Source organism: Meiothermus sp. (assembly GCF_025060375.1).
In the GTDB taxonomy this organism is placed as follows: Bacteria; Deinococcota; Deinococci; order Deinococcales; family Thermaceae; genus Meiothermus.
The window spans coordinates 1-24,389 of record NZ_JANXCG010000012.1; the positions used below are offsets into that span (position 1 = coordinate 1).

Annotated in this window: 23 protein-coding genes; 12 read left to right on the forward strand and 11 right to left on the reverse strand. The window is 63.6% G+C overall.

Going from position 1 to position 24,389, the window contains the following annotated elements:
* The 7 genes from NZ849_RS01355 to NZ849_RS01385 form a co-directional block, all read right to left on the reverse strand.
* Positions 1–284: winged helix-turn-helix domain-containing protein (locus NZ849_RS01355; RefSeq protein WP_295403226.1), on the reverse strand; the 284-nt coding region annotated here is incomplete at its 3' end.
* A gap of 109 nt (positions 285–393) precedes the next feature.
* Entirely contained in the window at positions 394–1,440 is a 1,047-nt protein-coding gene (locus tag NZ849_RS01360; protein ID WP_295403229.1) for a Gfo/Idh/MocA family oxidoreductase, read from the reverse strand.
* A 21-nt stretch (positions 1,441–1,461) separates the two neighbouring features.
* Positions 1,462–2,232 carry an ATP-binding cassette domain-containing protein gene (locus tag NZ849_RS01365; RefSeq protein ID WP_295403232.1) on the reverse strand — a complete coding sequence of 257 codons (771 nt, stop codon included), beginning with the start codon at positions 2,230–2,232 and terminating at the stop codon, positions 1,462–1,464.
* Positions 2,233–2,234: 2 nt separating this feature from the next.
* A complete protein-coding gene (locus tag NZ849_RS01370; protein WP_295403234.1) occupies positions 2,235–3,455 on the reverse strand; it encodes a sugar ABC transporter permease in 1,221 nt (406 codons plus the stop codon).
* A gap of 109 nt (positions 3,456–3,564) precedes the next feature.
* Positions 3,565–4,602: a D-xylose ABC transporter substrate-binding protein gene (gene xylF, locus NZ849_RS01375; RefSeq protein ID WP_295403237.1), complete on the reverse strand. Its 1,038-nt coding sequence runs from the start codon at positions 4,600–4,602 to the stop codon at positions 3,565–3,567.
* A 317-nt stretch (positions 4,603–4,919) separates the two neighbouring features.
* Positions 4,920–6,812 (reverse strand): biosynthetic arginine decarboxylase, encoded by a 1,893-nt coding sequence (speA, locus tag NZ849_RS01380; RefSeq protein WP_295403365.1) that lies wholly within the window; start codon positions 6,810–6,812, stop codon positions 4,920–4,922.
* 128 nt (positions 6,813–6,940) lie between these two features.
* A complete protein-coding gene (locus tag NZ849_RS01385) occupies positions 6,941–9,091 on the reverse strand; it encodes a glutamine synthetase III (protein WP_295403240.1) in 2,151 nt (716 codons plus the stop codon).
* Positions 9,092–9,337: 246 nt separating this feature from the next.
* Between NZ849_RS01385 and NZ849_RS01390 the strand changes: the two genes are divergently transcribed.
* From NZ849_RS01390 to NZ849_RS01400, 3 genes are read left to right on the forward strand one after another with little or no spacing between them, the layout of a single operon-like run.
* Entirely contained in the window at positions 9,338–10,087 is a 750-nt protein-coding gene (locus tag NZ849_RS01390) for an NUDIX domain-containing protein (RefSeq protein WP_295403244.1), read from the forward strand.
* The gene (locus NZ849_RS01395) at positions 10,084–11,097 is read left to right on the forward strand and encodes a bifunctional nicotinamide-nucleotide adenylyltransferase/Nudix hydroxylase (RefSeq protein WP_295403247.1); all 1,014 of its coding nucleotides are present in this window, start codon (positions 10,084–10,086) and stop codon (positions 11,095–11,097) included. Before NZ849_RS01390 ends, NZ849_RS01395 begins: the two co-directional genes overlap by 4 nt.
* Entirely contained in the window at positions 11,094–12,485 is a 1,392-nt protein-coding gene (locus tag NZ849_RS01400; RefSeq protein WP_295403250.1) for a nicotinate phosphoribosyltransferase, read from the forward strand. The genes NZ849_RS01395 and NZ849_RS01400 overlap by 4 nt, the downstream gene beginning before the upstream one ends.
* On the opposite strand, the gene NZ849_RS01405 is transcribed toward NZ849_RS01400, so the two are convergent.
* Both NZ849_RS01405 and NZ849_RS01410 read right to left on the reverse strand, forming a co-directional pair.
* On the reverse strand, positions 12,482–13,630 hold the full coding sequence (locus tag NZ849_RS01405) for a phosphopentomutase (protein ID WP_295403253.1): 1,149 nt from the start codon (positions 13,628–13,630) through the stop codon (positions 12,482–12,484). The genes NZ849_RS01400 and NZ849_RS01405 overlap by 4 nt on opposite strands.
* 21 nt (positions 13,631–13,651) lie before the next feature.
* Positions 13,652–14,545 (reverse strand): LysR family transcriptional regulator, encoded by an 894-nt coding sequence (locus NZ849_RS01410; RefSeq protein ID WP_295403256.1) that lies wholly within the window; start codon positions 14,543–14,545, stop codon positions 13,652–13,654.
* Positions 14,546–14,742: 197 nt separating this feature from the next.
* On the opposite strand from NZ849_RS01410, the gene rpe reads away from it, so the two are divergent.
* From rpe to NZ849_RS01425, 3 genes are all read left to right on the forward strand, one after another.
* Complete coding sequence (gene rpe / locus NZ849_RS01415; protein ID WP_295403259.1) at positions 14,743–15,417, forward strand: ribulose-phosphate 3-epimerase; 675 nt, start codon at positions 14,743–14,745, stop codon at positions 15,415–15,417.
* Positions 15,398–16,096 carry a YqhA family protein gene (locus NZ849_RS01420; protein ID WP_295403262.1) on the forward strand — a complete coding sequence of 233 codons (699 nt, stop codon included), beginning with the start codon at positions 15,398–15,400 and terminating at the stop codon, positions 16,094–16,096. Before rpe ends, NZ849_RS01420 begins: the two co-directional genes overlap by 20 nt.
* A gap of 131 nt (positions 16,097–16,227) precedes the next feature.
* Entirely contained in the window at positions 16,228–16,659 is a 432-nt protein-coding gene (locus tag NZ849_RS01425) for a cytochrome c (protein ID WP_295403367.1), read from the forward strand.
* Between the two features lie 56 nt (positions 16,660–16,715).
* Here the strand turns inward: NZ849_RS01425 and NZ849_RS01430 are convergent, their stop codons facing one another.
* A complete protein-coding gene (locus tag NZ849_RS01430) occupies positions 16,716–17,336 on the reverse strand; it encodes a hypothetical protein (RefSeq protein WP_295403265.1) in 621 nt (206 codons plus the stop codon).
* Positions 17,337–17,376: 40 nt separating this feature from the next.
* Between NZ849_RS01430 and bshB1 the strand changes: the two genes are divergently transcribed.
* The 6 genes from bshB1 to NZ849_RS01460 all read left to right on the forward strand — a co-directional run bounded on the left by bshB1 (position 17,377) and on the right by NZ849_RS01460 (position 23,248).
* Positions 17,377–18,054: a bacillithiol biosynthesis deacetylase BshB1 gene (bshB1, locus tag NZ849_RS01435; protein WP_295403268.1), complete on the forward strand. Its 678-nt coding sequence runs from the start codon at positions 17,377–17,379 to the stop codon at positions 18,052–18,054.
* Between the two features lie 167 nt (positions 18,055–18,221).
* On the forward strand, positions 18,222–19,421 hold the full coding sequence (locus NZ849_RS01440) for an ROK family transcriptional regulator (RefSeq protein WP_295403271.1): 1,200 nt from the start codon (positions 18,222–18,224) through the stop codon (positions 19,419–19,421).
* Between the two features lie 17 nt (positions 19,422–19,438).
* Entirely contained in the window at positions 19,439–20,674 is a 1,236-nt protein-coding gene (locus NZ849_RS01445; protein WP_295403274.1) for an extracellular solute-binding protein, read from the forward strand.
* 81 nt (positions 20,675–20,755) lie between these two features.
* Positions 20,756–21,880 (forward strand): carbohydrate ABC transporter permease, encoded by a 1,125-nt coding sequence (locus NZ849_RS01450; protein ID WP_295403278.1) that lies wholly within the window; start codon positions 20,756–20,758, stop codon positions 21,878–21,880.
* Positions 21,880–22,689, forward strand: coding sequence for a carbohydrate ABC transporter permease (locus NZ849_RS01455; RefSeq protein WP_295403369.1), 810 nt, complete (start codon positions 21,880–21,882; stop codon positions 22,687–22,689). Before NZ849_RS01450 ends, NZ849_RS01455 begins: the two co-directional genes overlap by 1 nt.
* Positions 22,690–22,732: 43 nt before the next feature.
* Positions 22,733–23,248 carry a bioflim formation protein gene (locus NZ849_RS01460; RefSeq protein ID WP_295403281.1) on the forward strand — a complete coding sequence of 172 codons (516 nt, stop codon included), beginning with the start codon at positions 22,733–22,735 and terminating at the stop codon, positions 23,246–23,248.
* 6 nt (positions 23,249–23,254) lie between these two features.
* On the opposite strand, the gene NZ849_RS01465 is transcribed toward NZ849_RS01460, so the two are convergent.
* Complete coding sequence (locus NZ849_RS01465; RefSeq protein WP_295403284.1) at positions 23,255–24,187, reverse strand: HrcA family transcriptional regulator; 933 nt, start codon at positions 24,185–24,187, stop codon at positions 23,255–23,257.
* Between the last annotated feature and the right edge of the window lie 202 nt (positions 24,188–24,389).

Genomic DNA, 24,389 nt, shown 5'->3' on the forward strand with positions numbered 1-24,389 from the left:
TCAATCTCCCAGGTCAGCACCAGATGCCGCTGGCCCTCGAGCTCGAGGGCCACCCAGGGCCGCCCCTGGCCGGGGGGGGGCCGCGGGGTTTCGGTCAGCAGCCCTTCCGATATGAGCTCGGCAACGGCTTCACTCACCGCAGAGGGCGAGAGGCCCAGCTTGCGGGCCAGCCTAAGCCGGGAGATTCCCTTCTCGGCCCGGATGGCCCGCAGGATGCGGGTGCGGTGCCAGCGCCGAAGCTGCCGGGTGCCGCCCTGGGGGGTGTTCTTGATTGCTTCAGACATAACCTGGTTATAGATGGGGGCCTGGGGAGGAATTTTTTCTTATGCCGAAATAATATCGCCACCCGCCCATGAAGTCAATCTGGAATCCCCAGGAAAAACAGCGTTCTGGCTAGCGGATCGCGACCCAGCCTCCGTTCTGGGCGCTCTGCACCACCGCCTCAATCACCTTTTGCGCGGCCAGGCCGTCTTCCAGGCTCGGCTCGGGCTGCTGGCCGGTGCGAACCCCCTGAAGGAAGCGCCGGGCCAGCTCGACAAACTGGAAGTAGCCCCAGGGGCTCTCGGGGTTGCGCCCCCGCAACAGGCTGGGGTCGGGCGCAACTTCCAGAAACTGACCGGGACGCCGGGCCAGCAGAAGCCGGTAGCTCTTGCCCTGCCCCCACAGGGCAGGGGAAAGCAACAGGGCCCCCTTGCTGCCCTGGATCTCCAGCTTTAGCTGTTGGTCCTGGCCCACGTGCACCCGCGAGAGCGAGAACGCCCCGCTGGCTTCCCCCAACCGGGCCAGCAGCGCGCCCTCGTCGAAGTTGGTGACCGGGTCGGCCCGCCGGAAGTGGATGTGGGCCTGGGCCATCACCTGGGTGAACTCGAGGCCCGTGACCATCCGCACCAGGTCGAACAGGTGGGCCCCCAGATCGGCCAGCGCCCCACCGGCCCCGCCAGTCTCGGCCTTAGCCCGCCAGGGGGTCGGGCCCTCCGGGTCGCCCATAAAGCCCCCGTGGAAGTGGCCGCGCAGGTAGAGCACCTCCCCAATCTCGCCCGAACGCACAATCTGCTGAGCGGTTTCGGCGGCCAGGTCGCCCCGGCTGGTCAGGGCGGTCAGGCCGATGCGCCGGTGCTGCTGGGCGGCCTGCACGATGGCCTCGGCCTCGGCCAGGGTGCGGGCCAGGGGCTTTTCCATAAAAAGGTGCTTGCCTGCCGCCAAAGCCTGCAAGCCCAGCGGGGCGTGGGTGTCGTCGGTGGTGGAGATGGCCACCGCCTCGCAGTCTTGCAGAAGCTCCTGGTAGCTGGGGTAGGCCCGCAGGCCAAACCGCGCGGCGAGTTCCCGGGCGTGGGCCGGGGTACGGCTGTAAACGCCGCTCACCTGGGCCCCTGCCGCCTGGAAGGCCGGCAGGTGGGCGTACCCGGCCCACCAGCCCGCGCCGACGATGCCAATGCGCATAGGGAGTCCTCTCTTTCGGCGTTAGCCGGTGGGTAGGGGTGTCTGGGCTGGGCGGGCGTTTTTGGGCATCACACCGCCGATAATCATGCCCAGCACGTCGTCGTGGCTCACGTCCTGGGTGTAGACCGTGCCCACCACCCGTCCGTTTTTCATCACGGTAATCCGGTCGGCCAGGTCAAACACGTCGTGCAGGTCGTGGGAGATGAGAAAAATTCCCACCCCCTCGGCCTTGAGGGCTTTGATTAGCTCACCCACCTTGGCGGTCTCCTCAGGGCCCAGGGCGGCGGTGGGCTCGTCCATGATGAGGCAGCGGGCCTTGAAATAAAGCGCCCGCCCGATGGCCACCGTCTGGCGCTGGCCGCCCGACATCTGGGCCACCGGTACGCGTAAGGAGGGGATTTTAACCCTTAGGCGGTCAAGGGTTTTGCGGGCTTCCAGCTCCATGAAATCCTCGTCCAGCCTTATTCCCCGCACCTTTTCCCGCCCCAGGAAGACGTTGGCCACCGCGTCTAGGTTGTCGGCTAGGGCCAGGTTTTGGTAGATGGTTTCGATTCCCAGGGCCTGGGCGTCTTGCGGTGAGCGGATTTGGACCTCCCGCCCATCTACCCGAATCTGTCCCGAGTCAGCCTGGTAGGCGCCCGAGAGCACCTTGATCAGGGTGGACTTGCCGGCGCCGTTGTGCCCCAGCAGGCCGACCACCTCACCGGGGTATAGGTTGACCGAGACGTTGTCTAGGGCCTGGTTTCCACCAAAGCGCAAGCAGATATTCCGCATTTCCACAAGGGGGGTCATGCCTACCTCCGGTTTCTCAGGTAGACCGAGTTCCAGATCACCGCAGCCAGCAGCACCAACCCCAGCACCACGTTTTGCCATTCGGTTGGCAGACCCATCAGCACCATTCCGCTGCGCAGCGAGGACATCAGAAGCGCCCCCAGTGCGGCTCCCACAATGGTGCCGCTCCCGCCCGAAAGCGCAGTGCCGCCAATCACCGCCGCGGCGATTACGTCGAGCTCGAGCAGGTTCCCCATGCTGTTGGTCACAAAGTTGAGCCGTGCGGCCTGCACCGCCCCGGCCAGCGCGGCTAGGACCCCCATCAGGGCAAAAACCGCCACCAGCGTGCGCTTGACGTTGATTCCGGCCAGCAAAGCTGCCTCGGGGTTGCCGCCAATGGCGAACACATACCGTCCGAAGCGGGTGTTGAGGGCCACCCAGTTGAGCGCGAAGAGCACCGCCAGGGTAATCAGCACCGGCACCGGCATTCCCCGGGGGGTGTTGGTGCCGGGGTAGGGAAAGGCATTCATCACCAGCACAAAGGCCAGAACCACCAGCACGAGGAAGCCGTTCACCACAACTTCAGCCCAGAGGGGCCGCACCGGAAGGCCGTTCTTGAGCCGGCGGCTGCGGTTGCTCAGGGCTTGATAGACGATGTAGACCATCACCAAAAGCCCCACCACCCAGGTCCAGAACTCTCCGATGGAGCCGTTGAGCCCACCCCCCAGCACCTTGAAGTTGTCGTCGAGGGGGCCGATGGTACGACCGCTGGCCACAATGAAGGTGGCGTTGCGAAAGATGAGCAGCCCCGCCAGCGTGACCACAAAGGCCGGCACCCCCCAGTAGGCCACCCAGTAGCCCTGAAAGGCCCCTATCAGGGCTCCAAGCAGCAGTCCTGCCAGAAGGGCCAGCGCCCAGTGCCCGCCCCAGCCCAGCGGAGGGACTGTCTGAATAAGGGCCATGATCATCCCAGTGAAACCCAGGACGGAGCCTACCGAAAGGTCGATCTGGCGGGCGACAATGACCAGCACCATGCCGCCAACCATGATGCCTACCACAGCGGTTTGAACCGATAGGTTCCAAAGGTTCTGCGGGCTTAGGAACTGCCCCGGCTGGTTGAGGGTTAGAATTTGAAAAACCACCCAGACCACTGCCAGCACCACCAGCATGGTCAGGACGCGTACGTCCACCCCCAGGCTGCTAATCAGGTCGAGGCGGGCCCTTGTGGCGCTATGCATCTGCATGTGAAGGCTTCCTCCCGAGCACGGTTTTGTTGATTATAAGCAAGCGCTTTCTGGTCTTATGAAAAAGGGCAGGCCCGGCCCGGCCCACCCTTTTCGCTTTAGTAGAACTTCAGCGGCAGGCCGCAGGCGCAGTCGGGCCGCTCACCCCTTGACACAGAGCTTGCTTGCTGATCCATCCGGCTTTCAGCACCACATCCAAGTTGTCTTTGGTGATGGGAATGGGCTTGAGCAGCACCGCATTCATGCGCACCTTTTTAGGCCCATCGGCGAAGACAGTGCGGCCCGGGATTTTGTCCATAGGGGTGCCGCGGGCCAGCAACACCGCAATCTCGGCAGCGCGGCGGCCTAGTTCGCGGGCGTCTTTCCACACGCTCACGGTCTGAAGGCCCCGCGCCACCCGGTTGAGGGCGGCCTGGTCGCCGTCCTGGCCCGAAACCGGAACCTTCCCGGCCAGCCCCACCGCGGCCAGCGCAGCCACCACGCCCCCGGCGGTGCCGTCGTTGGAGGCCACCACCGCGTCTACTTTGTTGCCGTTAGCGGTGAGAATTTGCTCCATGTTGCGCTGGGCCACCTCGGGCTTCCAGCCTTCGGTGTACTGCTTGCCCACCACCTTGATATCCCCCCGCTTGATGGCCGCGTCGAGCACCTCGAGCTGCCCTTTGTGCAGGAAGTCGGCGTTGGGGTCGGTGTTGGCTCCCAGAATGAAGGCGTAGTTGCCCTTGGGCCGCACCTTGTATACCTCGCGGGCCTGCATCCGGCCGACCTCCACGTTGTCGAAGGTGATGTAGAAGGCGTAGTCGTTTTCGATCAGGCGGTCGTAGGCGATGACCGGGATTCTAGCGGCCTTGGCTTTGTCAATGGCGGGCAGGATGGCGTCTTTGTCCCAGGCCAGGATAATCAGGGCCTTGGCCCCCCGGGCAATAAGGGCATCAATGTCGTTGAGCTGCTTTTCTGAAGAGCTCTGGGCGTCGGCGCTGATGTAGGTTGCCCCCATTCGGCCAAGCTGTTCGCGGATGGCGCGCTCGTCAATCTTCCAGCGCTCTTCCTGGAAGTTCGACCAGCTGACCCCCACAATTAGCTGCTGGGCAAAACCAGGGGCTAACATTGCAAAAAGCAAAAGCACCAACATCTTGGCGAGCGACTTCATGTCCTCTCCTCCTTGGGTTGAGCCGAGACCTACAGGCACGTCGGAGAAGGCCTTGGTTTTTTCGACTCAAAAAAAAACTACCACTGCCTCATATAGATGTCAACATCCCAAACGCTTGTGCGCTTCAAAGCCGTGCCAGACGCTATTTCACATGCTCCGGTTGCCGGTGTCGTGGTGGCGGACCAACCCGGCCGTTGGGAGTGCCGGGGCTCGAGCTCAGGGCTCAAGCGGTGCAGGAAGGTCTCGAAAATAACCCGCTTCCCGCCAACAGCCTCTGGACTAGGCGGAATGAGGCCGCAGACCACCAACCTTGGCTTTCAGTCCTCGAGGTAGGTGTACCCCACCAGCTCCCGCGCGTAGAGCTCCATGAAGGCGCCCTTCTCGGCGGGGGTGAGCTTCCTGGAGGAGCGTACCAGCTTCTCCACCGCCTCAGCCAGCTCGCCCTCTTCGTAGCCCATTTTCTCAATGACCCGTCGCGCCTTTTCCCCCAGGATAAACCGCTCAATCTCGTAGCCGTCCTCGCTGACCACCACGTGGGCCTCCCCAATCCGCCCGAACAGGTTGTGGCTCATGCCCAGCACATCCTGGTAGGCTCCGGTGAGGAAAACCCCCAGGTAGTAGGGTTCGCCCGGGCGAACCTCGTGCACCGGCAGGGTGTGGCGCACATCGTGGGTGTCGATGAAGCGGTCTATTCTGCCATCCGAGTCGCAGGTGATGTCGACTAAGGTGGCCTCCCGGGTGGGCCGCTCGTTGAGGCGGGAGAGTGGCACGATGGGGAACATCTGCTTGATGGCCCAGGTGTCGGGGAGGCTCTGGAAGAGGCTGAAGTTGCAGACCAGCTTGTCGGCCAGCATCTTTTGCAGGTCCTCGAGCTCATCGGCGGGGTAGTCGAACTCCTGGGCGAACTGCAGGGTTTTGCGGGCGATTTGGTAAAAGAGTGCCTCGGCCGCGGCCCGATCGCGCAGCGAGATGAGGCCCAGGTCGTAGAGGCTCTGGACGGTGTCCTTGTTGGCGAAGGCGTCGTGGTAGACCTCCCGGTAGTTCTTGGCCGAGATGCTCCGGGCCAGCTCCTGCATCTCCTGCACCACCGGGTGGGCGTTCTTGGGGACCTCCACCCGCTCTTCCCCAGGGGGGCGGATGGTGTCGACGACCTGCAGCACCAGCACGCTGTGGTAGGCGGTGACCGCCCGGCCCGACTCGGTGACCAGGATGGGATGGGGCTCTCCGTGGCCGTCGCAGATATCCCGGGTCACATAGACCAGGTCCTCGGCGTACTCCTCCAGGGTGTAGTTGGCCGAGGCGTAGAAAGCGGTCTTGGAGCCGTCGTAGTCCACGGCCAGGCCGCCCCCCAGGTTCAAGTAGCGCACCGGGGCCCCTAGCTTGCGCAGCTGCACGTAGGTCTGGGCAATCTCCCGCACGGCCTGCTTGATGCGCCGGATGTCGGTGACCTGGCTGCCGATGTGGGCGTGCAGCATGGCGATGGTGCCGAGCATCCCGGCCTCCGCCAGTATGTCCACAGCCCGGATGATCTCCGGGGTGGTGAAGCCAAACTTGGCCGACTCCCCTCCCGACTCCTCCCACTGGCCTGAGCCTCTGGTCTTGAGCTTGTAGCGGATGCCCAGCTGGGGCTCCACCGCGAGCTCCCGTGCGATGCGGATTACCCGCTCCAGCTCGGCGAACTTCTCCAGGGTAATCACCACATTCCTGCCCAGCTTCTTGCCCATCAGGGCTAACCGGATGAAGTCGTCGTCCTTGAAGCCGTTGCAGGCGATGAGGGCCTCCCTGTGCAGGTCCTGGGCCAGGATAAGGGTCAGCTCGGCCTTTGAGCCAGCTTCTAGGCCATAGGCGTAGGGTTTCCCGGCCTTGGCTACGGTTTCCACCACGATTCGCCGCTGGTTGACCTTAACCGGGAACAGGCCCTGGTAGCCCCCCTGGTATCGGTACTTTTCGATGGCCCGTCGGAAGGCTTCGTTGAGGGCCACCACCCGGGCTTCTAGAATCTGGGGGAAGCGAAGCATTACCGGCAGGGGCCGGCCCTCGTCACGCAGGTCCTGCACGATCTCGAAAAGCGAGGCGCTGGGGCCTTTGGGACCCAGCGGGGTGACCTCGAGCTCCCCGTCCTCTCCTACGCGAAAAAACCCCGCCCCCCAGTGGGGGACGAGGTAGGTCTCTTCAGCGTCCTTGGGGGTGTAGCGCTTGAGCTTCTCCAACTTGAATCGGCTTCTCCTCCCACAGGCTACGGTGGGGATGTCGGCGGCATCCACCGTGCGCTGTCCAGCCCAAAGTCTAGAGCAAAACGCCTCCGGATGCCATAGCCCAAGCCCTGACAGAACCCCCTTTACTTCACGAAGAGCATCTCGCGGTAGCTGGGCAGGGGCCAGTACTTGTCGGCCAGCAAGCGCTCCAGCGCGTCGGCGGCCTTGCGCACCTCGGCCATCGCCGGGAGCACGTTGTCCCGCATGTGGTGGGCTTTTTCGTGCACCTCGTCCCCACCCAGCTCAGCGTTCTGCGCCTTGAGCTTTTCCAGCGCGTCCGAGAGGGCATCGGTGGCCTCTACCAGCTGCTCGATGGTGCGCTTTGCCGCGCGGGACTCCACCTCGATCTCGCTGAGTTCGGCCAGGTAGCTCAGGGCCCCGGGCAGAATCTGGGTTTGGGCAATCCACTCGGTGGTCTCGCCCTCAATGTTCACCTGCTTGAAGTAGATGTCGTACATGATCTCCTGGCGGGCCCGGATCTCCCGTTCGGAGAGCACCCCCAGGCGGCTGAAGAGCTTGAGGTTCTTCTCATCGGTGAAGCGCTCGATGGCATCCACCGCAGTGCGCAGGTTCAGAAGCCCCCGCTTGGCCGCCTCCTTGTGCCAGGCCGCTGAGTAGTTGTCGCCGTTGAAGACGATGCGCTTGTGCTTCTGGAAGGTCTCCCGGATTACCTCCAGCACGGCCTGCTCGAGGGTGCCCTTCTTCTTCAGCCGGGCCTCGAGGGCGTCGGTCATCTGGTCGATGGCGTCGGCCACGATGGTGTTGATGACGGTGATGGGGAAGGAGATGCTCTGCGAGGCGCCCACCGCGCGGAACTCGAATTTGTTGCCGGTGAAGGCGAACGGCGAGGTGCGGTTGCGGTCGACGGCGTGCTTGGGCAGGGGAGGCAGCACCGGCACGCCCAGCTCGAGCACCCCCGCGCGGCGGCTGGAACCCGCCTGGCCGTTGCCCAGGCCCTCAAGAATCTCGGTGAGCTGGTCACCCAGGAAGATGGAGATGATGGCCGGTGGGGCCTCGTTGGCCCCCAGGCGGTGGTCGTTGGAGGCCGAGGCCACGCTAAGCCGCAGCAGGTCCTGGTGCTCGTCCACGGCCTTTATGACCGCCGTGCAGAAGAAGAGGAACTGCAGGTTCTCGTGCGGCGTCTCGCCCGGCTCCAGCAGGTTGAGGCCGGTATCGGTGCCCATGCTCCAGTTGCAGTGCTTGCCCGAGCCGTTCACCCCGGCAAAGGGCTTCTCGTGCAGCAGGGCCACCAGCCCATAGCGGCGGGCGGTGTTCTTGAGCACCTGCATGATGAGCTGCTGGTGGTCGGCGGCCAGGTTGGAGGGCTCGAAGTGGGGGGCAATCTCGTACTGGCTGGGGGCCACCTCGTTGTGGCGGGTCTTCACCGGGATGCCCAGGGCGTACAGCTGGTTTTCCACGTCCGTCATGAAGGAGAGCACCCGGTCGGGGATGGAGCCAAAGTAGTGGTCCTCCAGCTCCTGCCCCCTAGGCGGTTTGGCCCCAAAGAGGGTGCGCCCGGTCATGACCAGGTCGGGGCGGCGGTAGTAGAACTCCTCGTCGATCAGGAAGTACTCCTGCTCGGGCCCTACGGTGGAGAAGACCTTGTTCACCTCCACCCCGAAGTGCCGCAGGGCCCGCTTGGCGCTTTTGTTCAGCGCCTCCATAGAGCGCAGCAGGGGGGTTTTGAGGTCGAGGGCCTCGCCTGTCCAGCTGGCGAAGGCGGAGGGAATGCAGAGCGTGGCCCCGTTGGAGTGGCGCATGATAAAGGCCGGCGAGGTGGGGTCCCAGGCGGTGTAGCCCCGGGCTTCGAAGGTGGCCCGCAGCCCACCGGAGGGGAAGGAGGAGGCGTCGGGCTCGGCCTGGATCAGCTCCTTGCCGGAAAACGAGGCGATGGCCTTGCCGCTGGAGACAGGCACGAAGAAGCTGTCGTGCTTCTCCGCAGTGTAGCCGGTGAGGGGCTGGAACCAGTGGGTGTAGTGGGTGGCTCCCCGCTCCAGGGCCCACTTCTTCATAGCCAGGGCGATGGTGTCGGCGATGCTCGGATCCAGCGGCGCCCCCTTCTCGATGGTGGCCTGAAGGGACTTCCACACCGGCTTGGAGACCAGCTCGCGCAGCTCGTCCAAATCGAGCACATCGCTGGCGAAAACCTCTCCGGCGATGTCGCTGGATACCTTGCGCACGTCCTTGAACCGCCAGTTTTTGGCCGCTGAGATTACGTCAAACTCGTGGGTCACACTGCCTCCTTATGCGCCGGGCTCCTGCTTATATGCACTCCGAAAATAAGTTGTGTGCAACTGACCCTCGCGCACGCTCCCACAATACCACAAAATCCCAAAAGTCAAGCCAGATGTTTCAGGTTATTTTGACAAACGACCAAGATTTTCTGGACGGCTTGCCACATACAAGGGGAAAATTTGGCGAGAGGGGCAGTTGACTTATTAGCGCAGTGCTTATATGCTTCTTGCAACTAAGTTTTGGCTATGCCGCCCAGCCGAGAGCCCCCCATAGAACCCCTAGACGCTGCCCTCTACGACCGCCCTTCGGTCACGGTAGATGTGGTGGTTCTTACCCTGCGCGGGGGGTGTTTGGAGGTTCTCCTGGTTCGGCGCAAGGAGCATCCATTTCTTAACTATTGGAGCCTGCCGGGGGGGCTTATCTGGAAGGGGGAGTCGCTGGATGAGGCGGCGGCGCGGGTGCTCAGGCACAAAGCAGGCCTCGAGGCGGAGGTCGGTCGGACCCGTCGTCCGGGGGGGCACCCCATCTACCTGGAGCAGCTTTACACCTTCGGCAACCCCAACCGCGATCCGCGGGCCCGGGTGATCAGCGTGGCCTACTACGCCCTGGTGGAGCAGAGCCATGTCCGGGAAATTTCCGAGGAAAGCGCCCTTTTTCGCCTTTTGCTCAGGGATGAGGAGAACGTGGCGGAGATTTATGATGCAAAGGGGAAAAAGTACTCTTTGGCCTTTGACCATGCCGAAATTCTGGCGGTTGCGGTGCGGCGCATCCGGGGTAAGCTTTCCTACACCTCCATCGGCTTCGAGCTGTTGCCCGAACGCTTTACCCTTCGGGAGTTGCAGGCCGTCCATGAGGCCATCTTGCAGAAGAAGCTCAACAAGGCCTCTTTCCGGCGAAAGATGCTGGCCTCGGGGCTGCTTCAGCCCACCGGAGAGTTTGAGCGCGGTACAGGCTTTAGGCCCGCCGAGCTCTACCGCTTCCGGAGGGAAGTGTGAAGACCGCAGTGTTCATAGGGCGCTTTCAGCCTCCGCACCGCGCCCACCTCGAGACCATTGAGCGCGCTTTGGCCCGCTACGGGCGTCTGGTGGTGGTGCTGGGAAGCGCCTTTGCCTACCCCACGCCCAAAAATCCCTTCAGCGAAGCGGTGCGGGAGGGGATGATCCGGGCCTGCCTGGGTTCCCAGCAGGAAGGTCGGCTTCAATTTGTGGCTGTTCCGGACGATTACTACGACGACCCCCGCTGGTTCCGTGCGGTGCGGGTGGCCGTGGAGGCCATTGCTGGCCCAGGGGCTGAGGTCTGCATCACGGGCTACCACAAGGATGAGAGCAGCTACTACCTGCATGGCTTTGGCAACTGGCCTTTTGAGCCGAGTGGGGTGGTGAGTTCTCTGAGCGCCACCGATGTGCGGAACAGCTACTTTGCTGGCAACAGCGACTGGAGGCTCATGGTGCCGGAGGCTGTTCGGCGATTTATGGAGCGGTTTGCCACCACCGCCGAGTTTGCCCGTTTACAGGCCGAGTGGAAAGCCCTGCAGCACTACCGCGCGCTCGAGGAGCGCTACCCTTACCCCATCCTCCACGTGGCCGCTAGTGCCTTTGTGCAGGCCCAGGGGCAGGTCTTGTTGGTGGAGCGCAAGGGGCCGCTGGGGCAAGGGGCCTGGGCCCTACCAGGAGGCTATGTGGAGCCTGACGAGACCCTGCTCGAGGCAGCCCTGCGGGAGCTGCGGGAGGAGACCGGTTTGCAACTGGAGCCCGCTGCCCTGAAGGCCACCAAGGCCTTTGACTACCCAGGCCGCAGCCTGCGGGGCCGGGTGATTAGTTTCGGGCACCACTTCAGCCTGGAGGGCCCCCCGCCCCGGGTGGAGGGCCGGGACGGCGCGGCGCGGGCCTTCTGGCTGCCCATAGCCGAGCTCGACCGGCACCAAGCCCGCTTTTTCGAAGACCACTACCAACAGGTCTGCTGGTTTTTAGGACGCGCACCCCAACCCCCAGAGGAGTTCAGATGAAAAGCCTCAATCCCCACAACCTAATCCTGAACACCGACAGCTACAAGGCCAGCCACTTTGCCCAGTTTCCCAAGGGCATGACCTACGCAAGCTGGTACATCGAAAGTCGCGGCGGCGACTACAACTTCGTGCGCTTTTTTGGGCTACAGGCCTTCCTTATCGAGTACCTAAGCAAGGGGGTGAGCCTGGCCGATGTGGAGGAGGCCCGGGAGGTCTTCCTGGCTCACGGCCTGCCCTTTCCCTACGAGGGCTGGCGCTACATCGCCCAGGAGCTGGGGGGGCGGCTGCCCGTGCGCATCCGGGCAGTGCCGGAGGGGATGGTCATCCCGGTGCACAACCCCCTGGTCATCATCGAGAGCACCGACCCCAAGGTGCCCTGGCTGCCGGGCTGGCTCGAGACCGCCCTCCTGCGCGCGGTCTGGTACCCCACCACGGTCTGCACCCTTTCCTGGGCCATCAGGAACACCATCCGGGAGTACCTGGAGAAGACCGCCGACGACCCCGAGGCCGAGCTGCCCTTCAAGCTCCACGACTTTGGCGCCCGGGGGGTGAGCAGCCTGGAGAGCGCAGGGCTCGGGGGAATGGCCCACCTGGTCAACTTCCAGGGTACCGACACCGTGACCGCGCTGGTCTACGCCCGCAACTACTACGGGGCGGAGATGGCCGGCTACTCGATTCCCGCCATGGAGCACTCCACCGTGACCAGCTTTGGGCCGGAGGGGGAGGCCCAGGCCTACCGCCAGATGATCGAGACCTTTGGCAAGCCGGGGGCGCTTTTTGCCATGGTCATAGACTCCTACAACCGAGAGCGGGCCGTGGGGGAGATCATAGGCGAGGAGCTGCGGGAGCCCATCCGGAACTCCGGGGCGACCGCGGTGATCCGCCCCGACTCGGGCGACCCGCCCTTCGTGGTGCTGCGCACGGTGCAGACCCTGGAGGCCAAGTTCGGCGCTACCCTCAACCGCAAGGGCTACAAGGTGCTCAACGGGGTGCGGGTCATCCAGGGGGATGGGGTCAACGCGGATACCATCCGCAAGGTGCTCTTCCTGCTCGAGCAGTGGGGCTACAGCGCCTCGAACGTGGCCTTTGGTATGGGGGGAGCCCTCCTGCAGCACCCCCACCGCGACACCCAGAAGTTCGCCCAGAAGCTGCACCTGGTTACCGTGGATGGGGTGACCTACGGGGTGGGCAAGAGCCCGGTGGACGACCCCTCCAAGCTCTCCAAAAGGGGCCGGCTGGACGTGATTAGGGACGAACGCGGCATCCGCACGGTCGAGCTGCCCCCCGAGCAGGAGGCCCCTCACCCCCAAAGCCTCCTGCAGGTGGTCTTTGAGGACGGCGAGATCAAGAAGCGCTACACCTGGGAGGAGGTGCGGGCCAACGCCTAGAGGACGCTGACGCCAGGACCAGCCCAGGAGAGCCCGAAGGCCTTGGCCCAGCTCGCCCCCAGGTCGGCAAAGGTGGCCCGGGTGCCCAGGTCGGCCCCGGCCATCCCGGGTCCCACCACCAGCAGCATCCCGTACTCCCGGGTGTGGTCGGTGCCGCGGTAGGTGGGGTCGTTGCCGTGGTCGGAGACGATGAAGAGGTAGTCCTCGGGGCCCAGGGCGGCCAGCAGCTCGGGGATGCGGGCGTCAAAGGCCGATAGGGCCTCGGCGTAGCCGCTGGGGTCGCGTCGGTGGCCGTATCTGGCATCGAAGTCCACCAGGTTGGTGAAGACCAGGCCGGCGAAGGGCTCGCGCATCAGTTCAAGGGTGCGCGCCAGCCCCTCGGCGTTGCTGCCAGCCTTGACCTCGCGGGTGAAGCCCCGGTGGGCGTAGATGTCGGGGATTTTGCCTACCCCCACCACCTCGAGCCCGGCGCCCCTAAGCTCGTCCAGCACGTTGGGAGGCGGCTCCAGGGCGAAATCCTTGCGCAGGTCTTCGCGGCGGTAGAAGTTCCCCGGCTCGCCCTCAAAGGGGCGGGCGATCACCCGGGCGCAGGCCAGCGGCCCCACCAGCATCTCGCGGGCGGTCTGGCACCAGGCGTAAAGCGTTTCCAGGGGCACCTTGCCGGTGTGCGCGGCTACCTGGAAGACCGAGTCGGCCGAGGTGTAGACGATGGGGAAACCGGTGCGCAGATGCTCCTCGCCGTAGTCGCGGATGGCCTCGGTGCCCGAGTAGGGCCGGTTGAGCAGGTAGCCTCCTACCCCGATGCGGGCGCAGTAGGCGGCCAGGAAATCCTCCGGAAAGCCCTGGGGGAAGACCTGGAAGGGGTGCTCGAGCCGGATCCCCACAAACTCCCAGTGGCCGGTGGAGGTATCCTTGCCAGGGTTCAGCTCAACCATGCGCCCGAAAGCGCCCAGAGGCGCTCCCACCTGGGGGAGGGTGTGCACCCCAGGCACCGAGCCCAGCCCCAGCGAGGCCAGGTGGGGTAGCTCGAGGCCGGTCTTGAGCACGGTGTGGTCCAGCGTGTCGGCCCCTTCGTCGCCAAACCGTGCGGCGTCGGGCAGATAACCCAGGCCCACCGAATCCAGCACGATGGTGGTGATTTTCATGCCCCCAGCATAGAGCAGGGGTCAGGAAGCCAGCATTTCCCGCAGGGCGTCGGCAGCGGGGTTGCCTGCCTCTTTGGGGTAGATGAGCCAGAAAAGCCGCCTCAGCTCCATCCCCTTGATGCGCAGGGTTCGCAGGTTGCCCACCTTTAGGTTGGGCCGCACCACCACGCTCGAGACGATGCCCACCCCAGCCCCTTCTAGCACCAGCCGCTTGGTCACCTCGTGGTTGTCGGTATAGAAGACCGGGTTAATCTCCAGTCCGGCCTGCTCGAGCGCCGAGCCCAAGACGCGGTAGGTCATGGCCCCCGGCTCGCGCACAATCAGCGGAACCTTGGCCAGCTGCTCGGGCTCAACCTCCTCCCTTTTTGCCCAGGGGTGCTCGGGGGGCACAATCAGCACCAGCTCATCCTCGTAGAAGAGGGTGCGCTCAAAGCCCTCCATGTGCTCTACCGCCTCCACCACGGCCATCTCGATCTCGCCCTGCAAAAGCCGCCGGGTGAGCTGCTCGGAGCTGCCGCTTTCCAGCCTGATGCGAATTTCTGGATGCAGCCGCTTGAACTCGGTCAGGTAGCGGGGGAGCACGTACACCGCCATGGTGGTGGCCGCCCCGATCTCCACTTGGCCTCGCTCGAGCCGCCCAATGGCTTGGGCGGCCTGCATGAACTCCTCCAGGGCCTGCACAGCCCGCCGCGCCTCGGGGAGCAGGTTCTGTCCGGTCTTGGTCAGCACCAGCCGGCGGCCCTGGCGGTGGAAGAGGGCTCGGCCGATTTGGGCCTCTAGGGCCCGTAGGTGCTGGCTCACGCCGGGCTGGGTCATGCCCAAGCTCAGGGCTGCGCGGCCCACGCTGCCTTCCTGGACCACACACAAAAAAACCCGCAGGGACTGAGGGTTGGGGAAGGGGCGCCGCTCTAGCATAAGCAAAGATTATCAAAAATCCCCAAAGCAACCCCGCACTACTTATCAATGGGCCCTCACCCAGGGCCTCCGGCTGCGGCCCTGAGCGGCCCCTCGCCCTCCTGCGTGCCCATTGGAGCCACCCCACCCCTCACCGCTTGCCATCGCGTATCATCTACGTATGCGCGAGCAGGCCATTCGAAAAGGAGCCTCGGCCTATGCCTAAACTTCTGGTGGCCCCCTCCATCCTCACCGCCGACTTCGCCCGGCTAGGGGAGCAGATCCAGGAAGCCGAGGCGGCAGGGGTAGACTGGATTCACCTGGACGTGATGGACGGGCGTTTTGTGCCCAACCTGACCTTTGGCCCTTTGGTGGTGGAGGCTGTTCGTAGGGTTACCAGGCTCCCTCTGGACGTGCACCTGATGATTGTAGAGCCCGAGCGCTACCTGCGGGACTTTGCCCAGGCCGGTGCCGACTGGATTACGGTTCACTTTGAGGCCACCCCTCACGCTCACCGGGCGGTGCAGCAGGTGAAGGAGCTGGGCAAAAGGGCCGGTCTGGCCATCAACCCGGCCACGCCCCTGGAGTCCCTGCTGCCCCTGCTGCCTGAGCTCGACCTGGCCCTTCTGATGAGCGTGAACCCTGGCTTCGGTGGTCAGAGATACATCCCCGGAACCACCGAGCGCATCCGCCGCTTGGCTGGGCTGCGCGAGCACATGAACCCGGCCTGCTTGGTAGAGGTGGACGGAGGTATCAAGCCTGAGAACGTCGCCGAGGTCTACCGGGCTGGGGCGGATGTGGTGGTGGTGGGCAGCGCTTTGTTCAACAACCGGCCGGTGGCCGAGAACATGGAGAAACTCCTAGGAAGGGTGTATGCCGTTGGCCCCAGGTGAGGACGCGCTGGAGAAGGCGCAAGGGGAAGGCTACGCTGCACCCAGCCGTGGCGCCGACCTGCCCCCGACCTTTGCCGCGGGCATCCGCAAGGTGGTGATGGGCAGCCCCAAGGGGTTCGGCCCGCGTAAAATAGGGGCGGGAGCACCTGAAGCAGGTCTCCGTTGGGGGGTTTGGGCTAGTGGGGAGGGTGGGAAGGGTTTGAACCGCCTTGAACAGCTCATCCAGGGCCTGCTCTGGCAGGCCCGCTGGGTTATGCTCCTACCGGTGGTGGGCCTCCTGGTCGGTGCGGTTTACTTCGCGGTGCAGACCGCGGTGGAGGTCTGGCGGGCCCTGAGCCTGGGTAGCCTGGAAAAGGCCCTGCCCCTCATGGTGGGCGCGGTGGATCTGGCCCTTCTGGCCGCGGTGCTCATCATCTTTGCGCTTGGTATCTATGAGCTTTTTATTGCAGAAGTGAACCGCTCGGAAGGGATCAACAATGTGCTGGTGGTGCGCAGCCTGAACGACCTGAAGACCAAGCTGGGCCAGGTCATCCTGATGATCCTGGTGGTGAAGTTCTTTGAGAAAGCCCAGGCCTTCTCCCCTAAGGGGGCGCTGGACTTTCTTTACTACGCTGGGGCAGTGGCCCTTCTGGGGGCAGCTTTGTGGCTGGTACAGGCCAAGGATAAGGCGGAAAAATAACCGCTGGTTACTAAGCGAATAACCACGAGTTAATCAGCAATCACTTGCAGGAAGGGCTTTTTCGGTCATACTGTTGGGGGGAGGTGAACAGCTTGCGCAGAGTTAAGCTTATCTTGAAAGCCGCTTTGGTCCTGGGACTGGGGGCGCACCTCCTTGGCGCCCAGAACGCCCTTGCCCAGGCCACCCCCCTCTACGCCCAGTGCCAGGGCTGCCACCAAGCCAACGGGGCTGGGATTCCCGGGGTCTTCCCCCCGCTGGCAGGCCATGTGCCTGAGATACTGGCCGTCAAAGGCGGCCGGGAGTACCTGATCCAGACCTTGCTCTACGGCCTGCAGGGGCAGATCACCGTCAAGGGGAACAGGTACCAGGGTGTGATGCCAGCCTACGCCCAGCTCAAGGACGAGGAGATTGCCGCCCTCCTAAACCACATCTCCACCCAGTGGGGCAACAGGTTCCCCCCTGGTCAGGGGCCCTTTACCGCTGCTGAGGTCAGGGCTCAGCGGGCCAAGCCCATGACCGCGGCCCAGGTGCTGGAGGCCCGCAACAAGCTCGGCCTCAAGTAGCCCCCGCCCGACGGGTAGGACCGCCCAGGGAGCCCCCTGGGCGTGTTTTGGTGGGGCTACTCCGGTAGGTAAAGCCGGCCGCGAACGGCGGCGATGGCCAGCTCATGGCCCAGCTCCTGTCCTACCCTTTGGTAGGCGCTCACCCACTCCTCGTCGCTCATCTCGCTGTCGGTGACCAGCCGCAGGAGCAGGTTGTAGGCGTGGGTGCCCTCGGCTAGGGCCCGCGCGGCGTCAGTAAGGCTAGCTGCGTCTTTGAGCTCCCGCATCAGCGCCAGGGCGTCAAATTGCACTGTGGAAAGGGGCAAAAACTCCTCTGCGCCTCGGTAGGCCAGGCTGCTCACCCGCTCCAGCACCCCTACAGCCCTGCTTCGCAGGGCAGCCTCCTCCAGGGCCTGGCGGTGGGCCCTCAGGGCCCCTAGGGCTTTTGGTAAGTCCGGCTCGAGCGGGGCTGGTAGGATGCGCTGGACCCGCTCGAGCCAACCTTCAAAGGCTTTGGTGGCCTCAATGAGGGGCGCTGCCGCGCCAGGGGAGGGCGGCTGGCCTTGCTCGAGCCGCTCCGCGGTCTGGCGCAAAGCCTGGGCCAGCTCGCCCAGCCGCTCCTGCAGCACCAGTCCCTCGTTCAGCAGGCTTTCTACCTCGCCGATGCATTCTGGCCCTTCAGGCGGTGCGGTGGCCATGGTTGGCCTTAGTCTACACCCAGATGTGCTATAAGGGGCTATGGCTTTGGACCTGCTGGTGATAGCACCCCATCCTGACGACGGCGAGCTGGGCTGTGGAGGTCTTCTGGCCAGGGCTAGGGCAGAGGGGCAGAGCACGGGCGTCCTCGACCTAACCCGGGGCGAGATGGGCTCCAAGGGCGACGCAACTGTCCGGGCTCAGGAGGCAGCCGAGGCGGCTCGGATTCTGGGCCTGGACTATCGGGGCAACCTAGGGCTACCGGATGGAGGACTGGCCGATACCGAGCCCCAGCGCAGGACGTTGGCTGAGGCCCTGCGGGCCCTAGCCCCTCGGGTGGTGCTGGCCCCCCTCGAGGCCGACCGTCACCCCGACCACACCGCGGCCCACCGGCTTGTGCTGGCCGCGGTTCACCTAGCCAGGCTACCCAAGGCCCCTCTGGGGGGAAGGCCTCATCGGGTGGAACACCTTTTCTTCTACCCAGGCAACTACCCTGCCATGCCCAACCTGGCGGTGGACGTTACCGAGTTCATAGGGGTTTGGGAGGCTGCAGTGCGCGTCTACCGAAGCCAGTTTGAGGGCGAGCGGGTCTCTGAAACCGTGCACGAAGGGGGGGTGGAGGCCCGGCTTGCCCTCAGGCGCTATTGGGGCAACCTGCTGGGGGTGGGCTACGCAGAGCCGCTGGTGAGCCCTCTGCCCTGGTTGTTTCGGCCCTGGTAGCGGCGCGGTTGACGCAAAGGGGTGCCTTCGTATATAGTTCGTTTGCTGAACTTACTAAGTGCCCCGCCTTGGGAAGCCCTGTGGTCTGAGCTGGCCTGCCATCTGTTTGGCCTGCGCCCCTTCCTAGGGCAAGCGATGGGTAGACGCCTATTCTTTGAAAAGACGCCGTGGCCCGCCTTACACCCCTTGACCAGCACAGCATCAAGCGGCAGAACCGCCGCCGCATACTGGAGGCCCTTAGGCGCAGCGGGCCCATCAGCCGGGCGACGCTGGCCCGGGCAGTAGGGCTGACCAAGAGCACGGTCTCCTCGCTGGTTCAGGAGATGCTCGAGGAGGGCCTGCTGAGCGAGGGCGCCCCGCAAAGCGTGGGGCCGGGGCGTCCTGGGACACGTTTGGAGATTCGTGGCGAGAGCACCCTGGCCCTGGGGGTTGAACTGGGGGTGGAGAACACACAGGCCATCGTGCTGGACCTGAACAACCGCACCCATGGGGCCTGGAACTGGGCGGTGAGCCCTGAGACCCCCCTCGCCCAGCGGCTTCAGGAGCTTGCTACAGAAGTTCGGCGTCGCGTTCCGGACCCCTCGAGGTTGCTGGGGGTAGGCCTGACCCTCCCTGGGGTGGTGAATGAGCGGGTCCTGCTCTATGCCCCAGGTCTAGGCTGGCGCAACGAGCGCCCTGCGGAGATGCTCGAGGCCCTGCTGGGGCTTCCCGTGCTGGTGGAAAACGATGCCAACGCTGCGGCGCTAGGGGAGACCTTTTGGAACGAATGCCAAAGCCCGCTGCTGTACGTTGTGCTGACCACCGGCTTGGGCACGGGTCTGGTGGTGGAGGGTCAGGTCTACCGGGGTCGGTTTGGGGCAGCAGGGGAGTTGGGCCACTGGCTTTCTGGGCAGGCTAGGAGCCGCAAGGAAGCCCAGGACGCTGAAGACGCTCTGTCGCTTAGGGCGATGCTCAAGAGCTATCAGGCCGCGAGCGGCCGCAAGGAGGACTTTTGGGTGCTGTTGGGGCGGGCGCAGGTTGAGGATGCCTACGCCCTGGCTGCTCTTGACCGCTTGGCCCGGGAGTTGGGCCGCTTCGTGGCCAACCTCTGCGTGGCCTTTGACCCGGCGGTGGTGGTGCTGGGGGGGCCTGGTGCGGAGGCCTGGCCTTGGCTGGAGGCCCCTTTGCGCCAGACTCTTCGAGACCTGGCCTTCCTCCCCGAACACGCCGAACTGCCCATAAAGCCCAGCGCATTTGGGCACCTGGCCCCGGCCATGGGCGCTGCTGCCTTGGTGTTGCAGCGCTTTTTAGCAAATGGCGGGTCCCGGTTGCGGAGTCCGCCAACCTCCCACCGGGTGGCCCCATCAACGGTTGGCGCATGGCAGTGAAAAAAGGAGGCTCAACGATGCGGAATTGGCTTTTATCCCTGGTTTTGCTCCTCGGTTCCCTGGGAATGGCCCAGTCCGGAAAACTGGAGATTTTCTCCTGGTGGGCCGGTGATGAGGGTCCAGCCCTGCAAGCCCTCATTGACCTGTACAAGCGGCGCTACCCAAACGTGGAGGTTATCAACGCCACGGTGACTGGGGGCGCAGGGGTCAACGCCCGGGCGGTGCTCAAGACCCGGATGCTGGGGGGTGATCCCCCGGACAGCTTCCAGGTGCACGCTGGGCAGGAGCTGATTGGCACCTGGGTGGTGGCCGACCGGATGGAGGATCTAACCCCCCTCTTCCGCCAGGAAGGCTGGCTGGATAAGTTCCCTAAGGGGCTCATAGAGCTTATCTCCTACAAAGGCAAGATCTACAGCGTTCCGGTGAACATTCACCGCTCCAATGTGATGTGGTACATTCCGGCCAAGCTGCGGGAGTGGGGTGTACAGCCGCCCAAGACCTGGGCTGAGTTCCTCACCGTTTGCCGAACCCTGAAGGGCAAGGGTCTAGAGGCCCCATTGGCCCTTGGCGAAAACTGGACGCAACAGCACCTTTGGGAGTCGGTAGCCCTGGGGGTGCTGGGTGCGGCCGACTACGCTAACCTTTGGACCGGTAAGCTCCGCTTTACTGACCCCAAGGCGGTAGCGGTGTGGAATACCTTTGGCCAGGTTCTGGACTGCGCCAATAAGGACGCTGCTGGCCTCTCCTGGCAGCAGGCGGTAGACCGAATGCTGGAAGGTAAGGCTGCCTTCAACATCATGGGCGACTGGGCGGCGGGCTACATGACCACCACCAAGGGCCTCAAGCCCGGTCAGGACTTCGGCTGGGCCCCTGCGCCAAGTACTGCGGGTGTGTTCATGATGCTCTCCGACTCCTTTGGCCTGCCCAAAGGGGTGAAAAACCGCACCAACACCATCAACTGGCTGCGCCTTTTGGGTTCCAAAGAGGGGCAGGATACCTTCAACCCCCTCAAGGGATCCATTGCTGCCCGCACCGACTCTGACCCCAGCAAGTACAACGCCTACCTGCAGTCCGCGATGCGCGACTGGAGGACCAACCGCATCGTGGGTTCGCTGGTGCACGGTGCGGTGGCTCCAGAGTCCTTCATGAGCCAGTTTGGCACGGTGATGGAGATCTACCTCTCCAGCCGCAACGCCCAGGCGGCGGCCAACGCGGCTCAGGCCATCGCCAACCAGGTACGGTTGGGTCAGTAATTTCCTTGGGGCGGGCCCAGCAAAGGGCCCGCCCCTTTTTCAGAACACCGGGTGAAAGCCCGGTAAGGCTACGAGGCTGCAATGCGCTGGTTCAGAAACAAAGACACCCTCTATGGGTTCCTGGTACTCCTGCCTTCGCTGGTTCTGCTGGGTGTTTTCGTCTACGGCTTCATCCTGCAGACTTTTCTGACCTCCCTCACCGACTGGGGGCGGGACCCCACCCAGGCCCTCTCGGCCAACCCTCAGATCAACCTGATCGGTTTTGAGAACTACCGTGAACTCTTCACCGGTTTTGTAGATGCGCGCTTTCGCCAGGACCTGGTCAACACCTTCTTCTTTACCCTTTTTTTTATCCTGGGCTGCATAGGGTTGGGCTTAGGCCTGGCCATCGCCCTGGACCGGGCGCCGCGAGGTGAAGGCTTTTTCCGCACGGTCTTTCTCTTCCCAATGTCCCTCTCCTTTATTGTGACCGGCACCATTTGGCGCTGGATGCTGCAGCCTGAGGGGGGGGTCAACCAGCTTCCCACCCTGGTAGGTCTTCCCAAGGGGACGTTTGCCTGGCTCACCAGCCGCGATCAAGTCTGGCGTTTTAGTTGGAATGACCTACCCTTTTTCACGGGGCTGACTGTGGGATTGGTGCTCCTTTTGGTCGCCATAGCGGCTTTCCGGGCAGGGGAGCGGAAGAGGGGTTTGATGGCCTCGGTTTCGGCGGGTGTGTTGTTCCTTTGGGCCTTTACCCTTGGTCGGGCCCTGAAGCCCCTGCCCTACGATGAACTGCACGGGTTTAACCTGGCCTTCATCGGCATCATCCTGGCGGCGGTTTGGCAGATGTCGGGCTATACTATGGCCCTTTACCTGGCAGGGTTGCGGGGCATACCCGAGGAGCTCCGGGAGGCTGCCCGGGTGGACGGGGCCACCGAGTGGCAGCTTTACCGGCACGTCATCCTGCCCATGCTGGCCCCCATCACCCTCTCAGCGGTGATCATCCTAGGGCATATCTCGCTCAAAATCTTCGATCTGGTCTTTGCAATGGCTGGAGCCGACAACGCCCCCACCGATGTGCCGGCCCTGCTGATGTACCTCACCACTTTCCGGGCTAACCAGATTGCCAAGGGAGCGGCCATCGGGATGGTGCTTTTGGTCATGGTGGCTTTGGTGATTGTGCCCTACCTGTACCGCCAGCTCAAGGGGGAGGTGCGCAGATGATAGGCCGTGCCCTTCAGTACACCTTTCTCCTTTTGGCTACGCTGTTCTTCCTGCTGCCGGTCTATCTGGTGGTGGTCACTGCCTTCAAGGAGCCTTCGGCTATCAGTTTAAGCACCACCTGGCAACTGCCTGACCGTTGGTACTGGGAGAGTTTTGCGCAGGCCTGGAACGCCTTTTTGCCAAAGCTACAGAACAGCTTTTTCCTCACCGTCACCGCTACCCTTCTCTCGGCCGTTCTAGGCTCACTGAACGGGTATGTGCTGGCCAAGTGGCGTTTCCCTGGGGCCAACATCGTCTTTCCCCTGATGCTTTTTGGTATGTTCATCCCTTACCAGGCGGTGCTGATACCGCTGTTTCAGTTTGTTCGTGATATTGGGCTAGGGGGGAGTCTTTGGGGATTGATTCTTGTGCATGTGGTGTATGGCCTGCCCATCACCACCCTTATCTTCCGCAACTACTACGCGGAGATTCCCGACGAGTTGGTGGAGGCGGCCCGGATAGACGGCGCCGGTTTTTTTGGTATTTATCGCAGAATTGTCCTACCCCTATCGTTGCCTGGGTTTGTGGTGGTGATTATCTGGCAGTTCACCCAGATCTGGAACGAGTTTCTGTTCGCTGTGACGCTGGTGAGCAGTCCAGCCAACCAGCCCATCACCGTTGCCTTAGCCCAGCTTGCGGGGGGTGAGGCGGTAAAGTGGAACCTGCCCATGGCTGGGGCCTTGTTGGCAGCTCTGCCCACGCTTCTGGTCTACATCTTCTTGGGGCGCTACTTCATTCGGGGCCTTCTGGCAGGCTCGGTGAAGGGGTAGACCGAGGGGGAGCTGCTATGATGGGGGAGGTTTTGGAGGTGCTATGAAGCGGGTATTTGCCTTGCTTGCGGTTGTGGTAGGTTTGGCCCTTGCCCAGGTCCCGGCGTATCCAGAGAACACCGTGGGGGTAGGGTATGGGGTGGGTCGGGGGCTCATACTGCAGGGCAGTACGGGCCTGCCCCTGAGCCCTTTGGGCATTGACACCGGTCTGGATTTTGAGGCTATCGTACCGACGAGCTTTGATAACCTCGAGGTCTGGGCCCTTTTCAAGCTCAACCTTTTTCCGGCGCTTGTGGTGGCCGACCTCCCGCTTTCGGCAGGGCTGGCTTTGGATTTGAGCTACAACACCCAAAGCCGCCTGCTGGGGTTGCATCTGGGGCCCATCGCCAGCCTGGAGATTCCAGGAGGAGCCCTTTCGGGGTACGTGGGTTTGGGCTATGAAGGGGGTTTCAACCTGGCCTATGGCCTGGGGGGTCGGCTCTACCTGGAGCCAATCGCCCTGGAGGTGGGCCTGTCCGACCGCTACCCCCTTAAGGTGGCCTTGGTCTACCTTTGGTAGGGTCCCCTAGCCGCCCGGCCTCTCCGGGCGGCCTTGCTTTCCCATGTACACCTGGCCTAAGGCGTAGGCCACCGACAGGGCCCTGTCGTAGTGCATCCGAAGCGGCCCCAGCAGAGTGAGTTCTCCTACCCGGTCGCTCAATCCAATTCCAGCCTGTACCAGTGAGATGCCCTCCTCCTCGCCTACCCGGATGTTCATGCCGCCGGGTGGGGTGAGGGTGGCGTCGCCAGGGCTCTCAAAGACCGCGATGGCCTGGCGCAAGAAGGCTGGGTTCTGCGCCTCAGGTTGGCTCAGAAGCAGGGCCATACCCTCGCGGTACTCCTCCGGGCTGCCCTGGGCAAAGGCCCGTGCAACCGACTCGTAGAGCTCCAGCATGGCCGGGGTGCTGGCCCTGAGCGACTCAGAACTGCGGAACATCCAGCGTTCGGCCTCGGCGAGCTGGGCTTCGGTAGGGGTGAAGGAGAGCTCGAGCCGAGCCTCCCGCACCTTTCCCCCCTCTAAAACCGCCACGGCCAGCACCTGACCTGGCGTAAGGGTGGAAAGGTGCACCTGCAAGGGCCGGGGGGTCTTGCGTGGTTTGAGCCGGAGCATCGCCGGGTAGCCCGATAGCTTAGAGGCCACCTGGACCAGAAGGGCTTCACGCCGCGCCCCCGCCCCCTCCAGCACCTGGGCTAGCTTGTCCAGGGTGGCCTGGGGTAGGGGTTGGGGCGGCAATTTGGAAAGGGCGTAGTGGCGGAAACCGGCCCGCGTGGGTATGCGCCCGGAAGAGGCGTGGGGCTTGCTGATAAAGCCCTGCTGCTCGAGCTCTATGAGCTCATAGCGCACGGTGGCGGGCGACAGCGAGAGGCGCTCCGCTAGGGTTCCCGAGGCCACTGGGGCCCGGGTCTCTATGTATTGGCCCACCAATAGATGCAATATGCGCCGCTGCCGCTCCGTCATCCCCCTGACCAGTTTAGGTCCAAATTCCCTTTGGGGGTAGGATAGCTGCACAAACTAAAAGGTCAGTTTTGCTGGTGCGATTTGTCAAAATCGCCGGTCTTATTGCAAAAAGTGTCCGTTCTTATGGAAGATCGTAATGCTATAAGGACACATATGTCCAAAAAGTTATTGACATTTTGCAAAAATGCGGGTAGCCTCATGT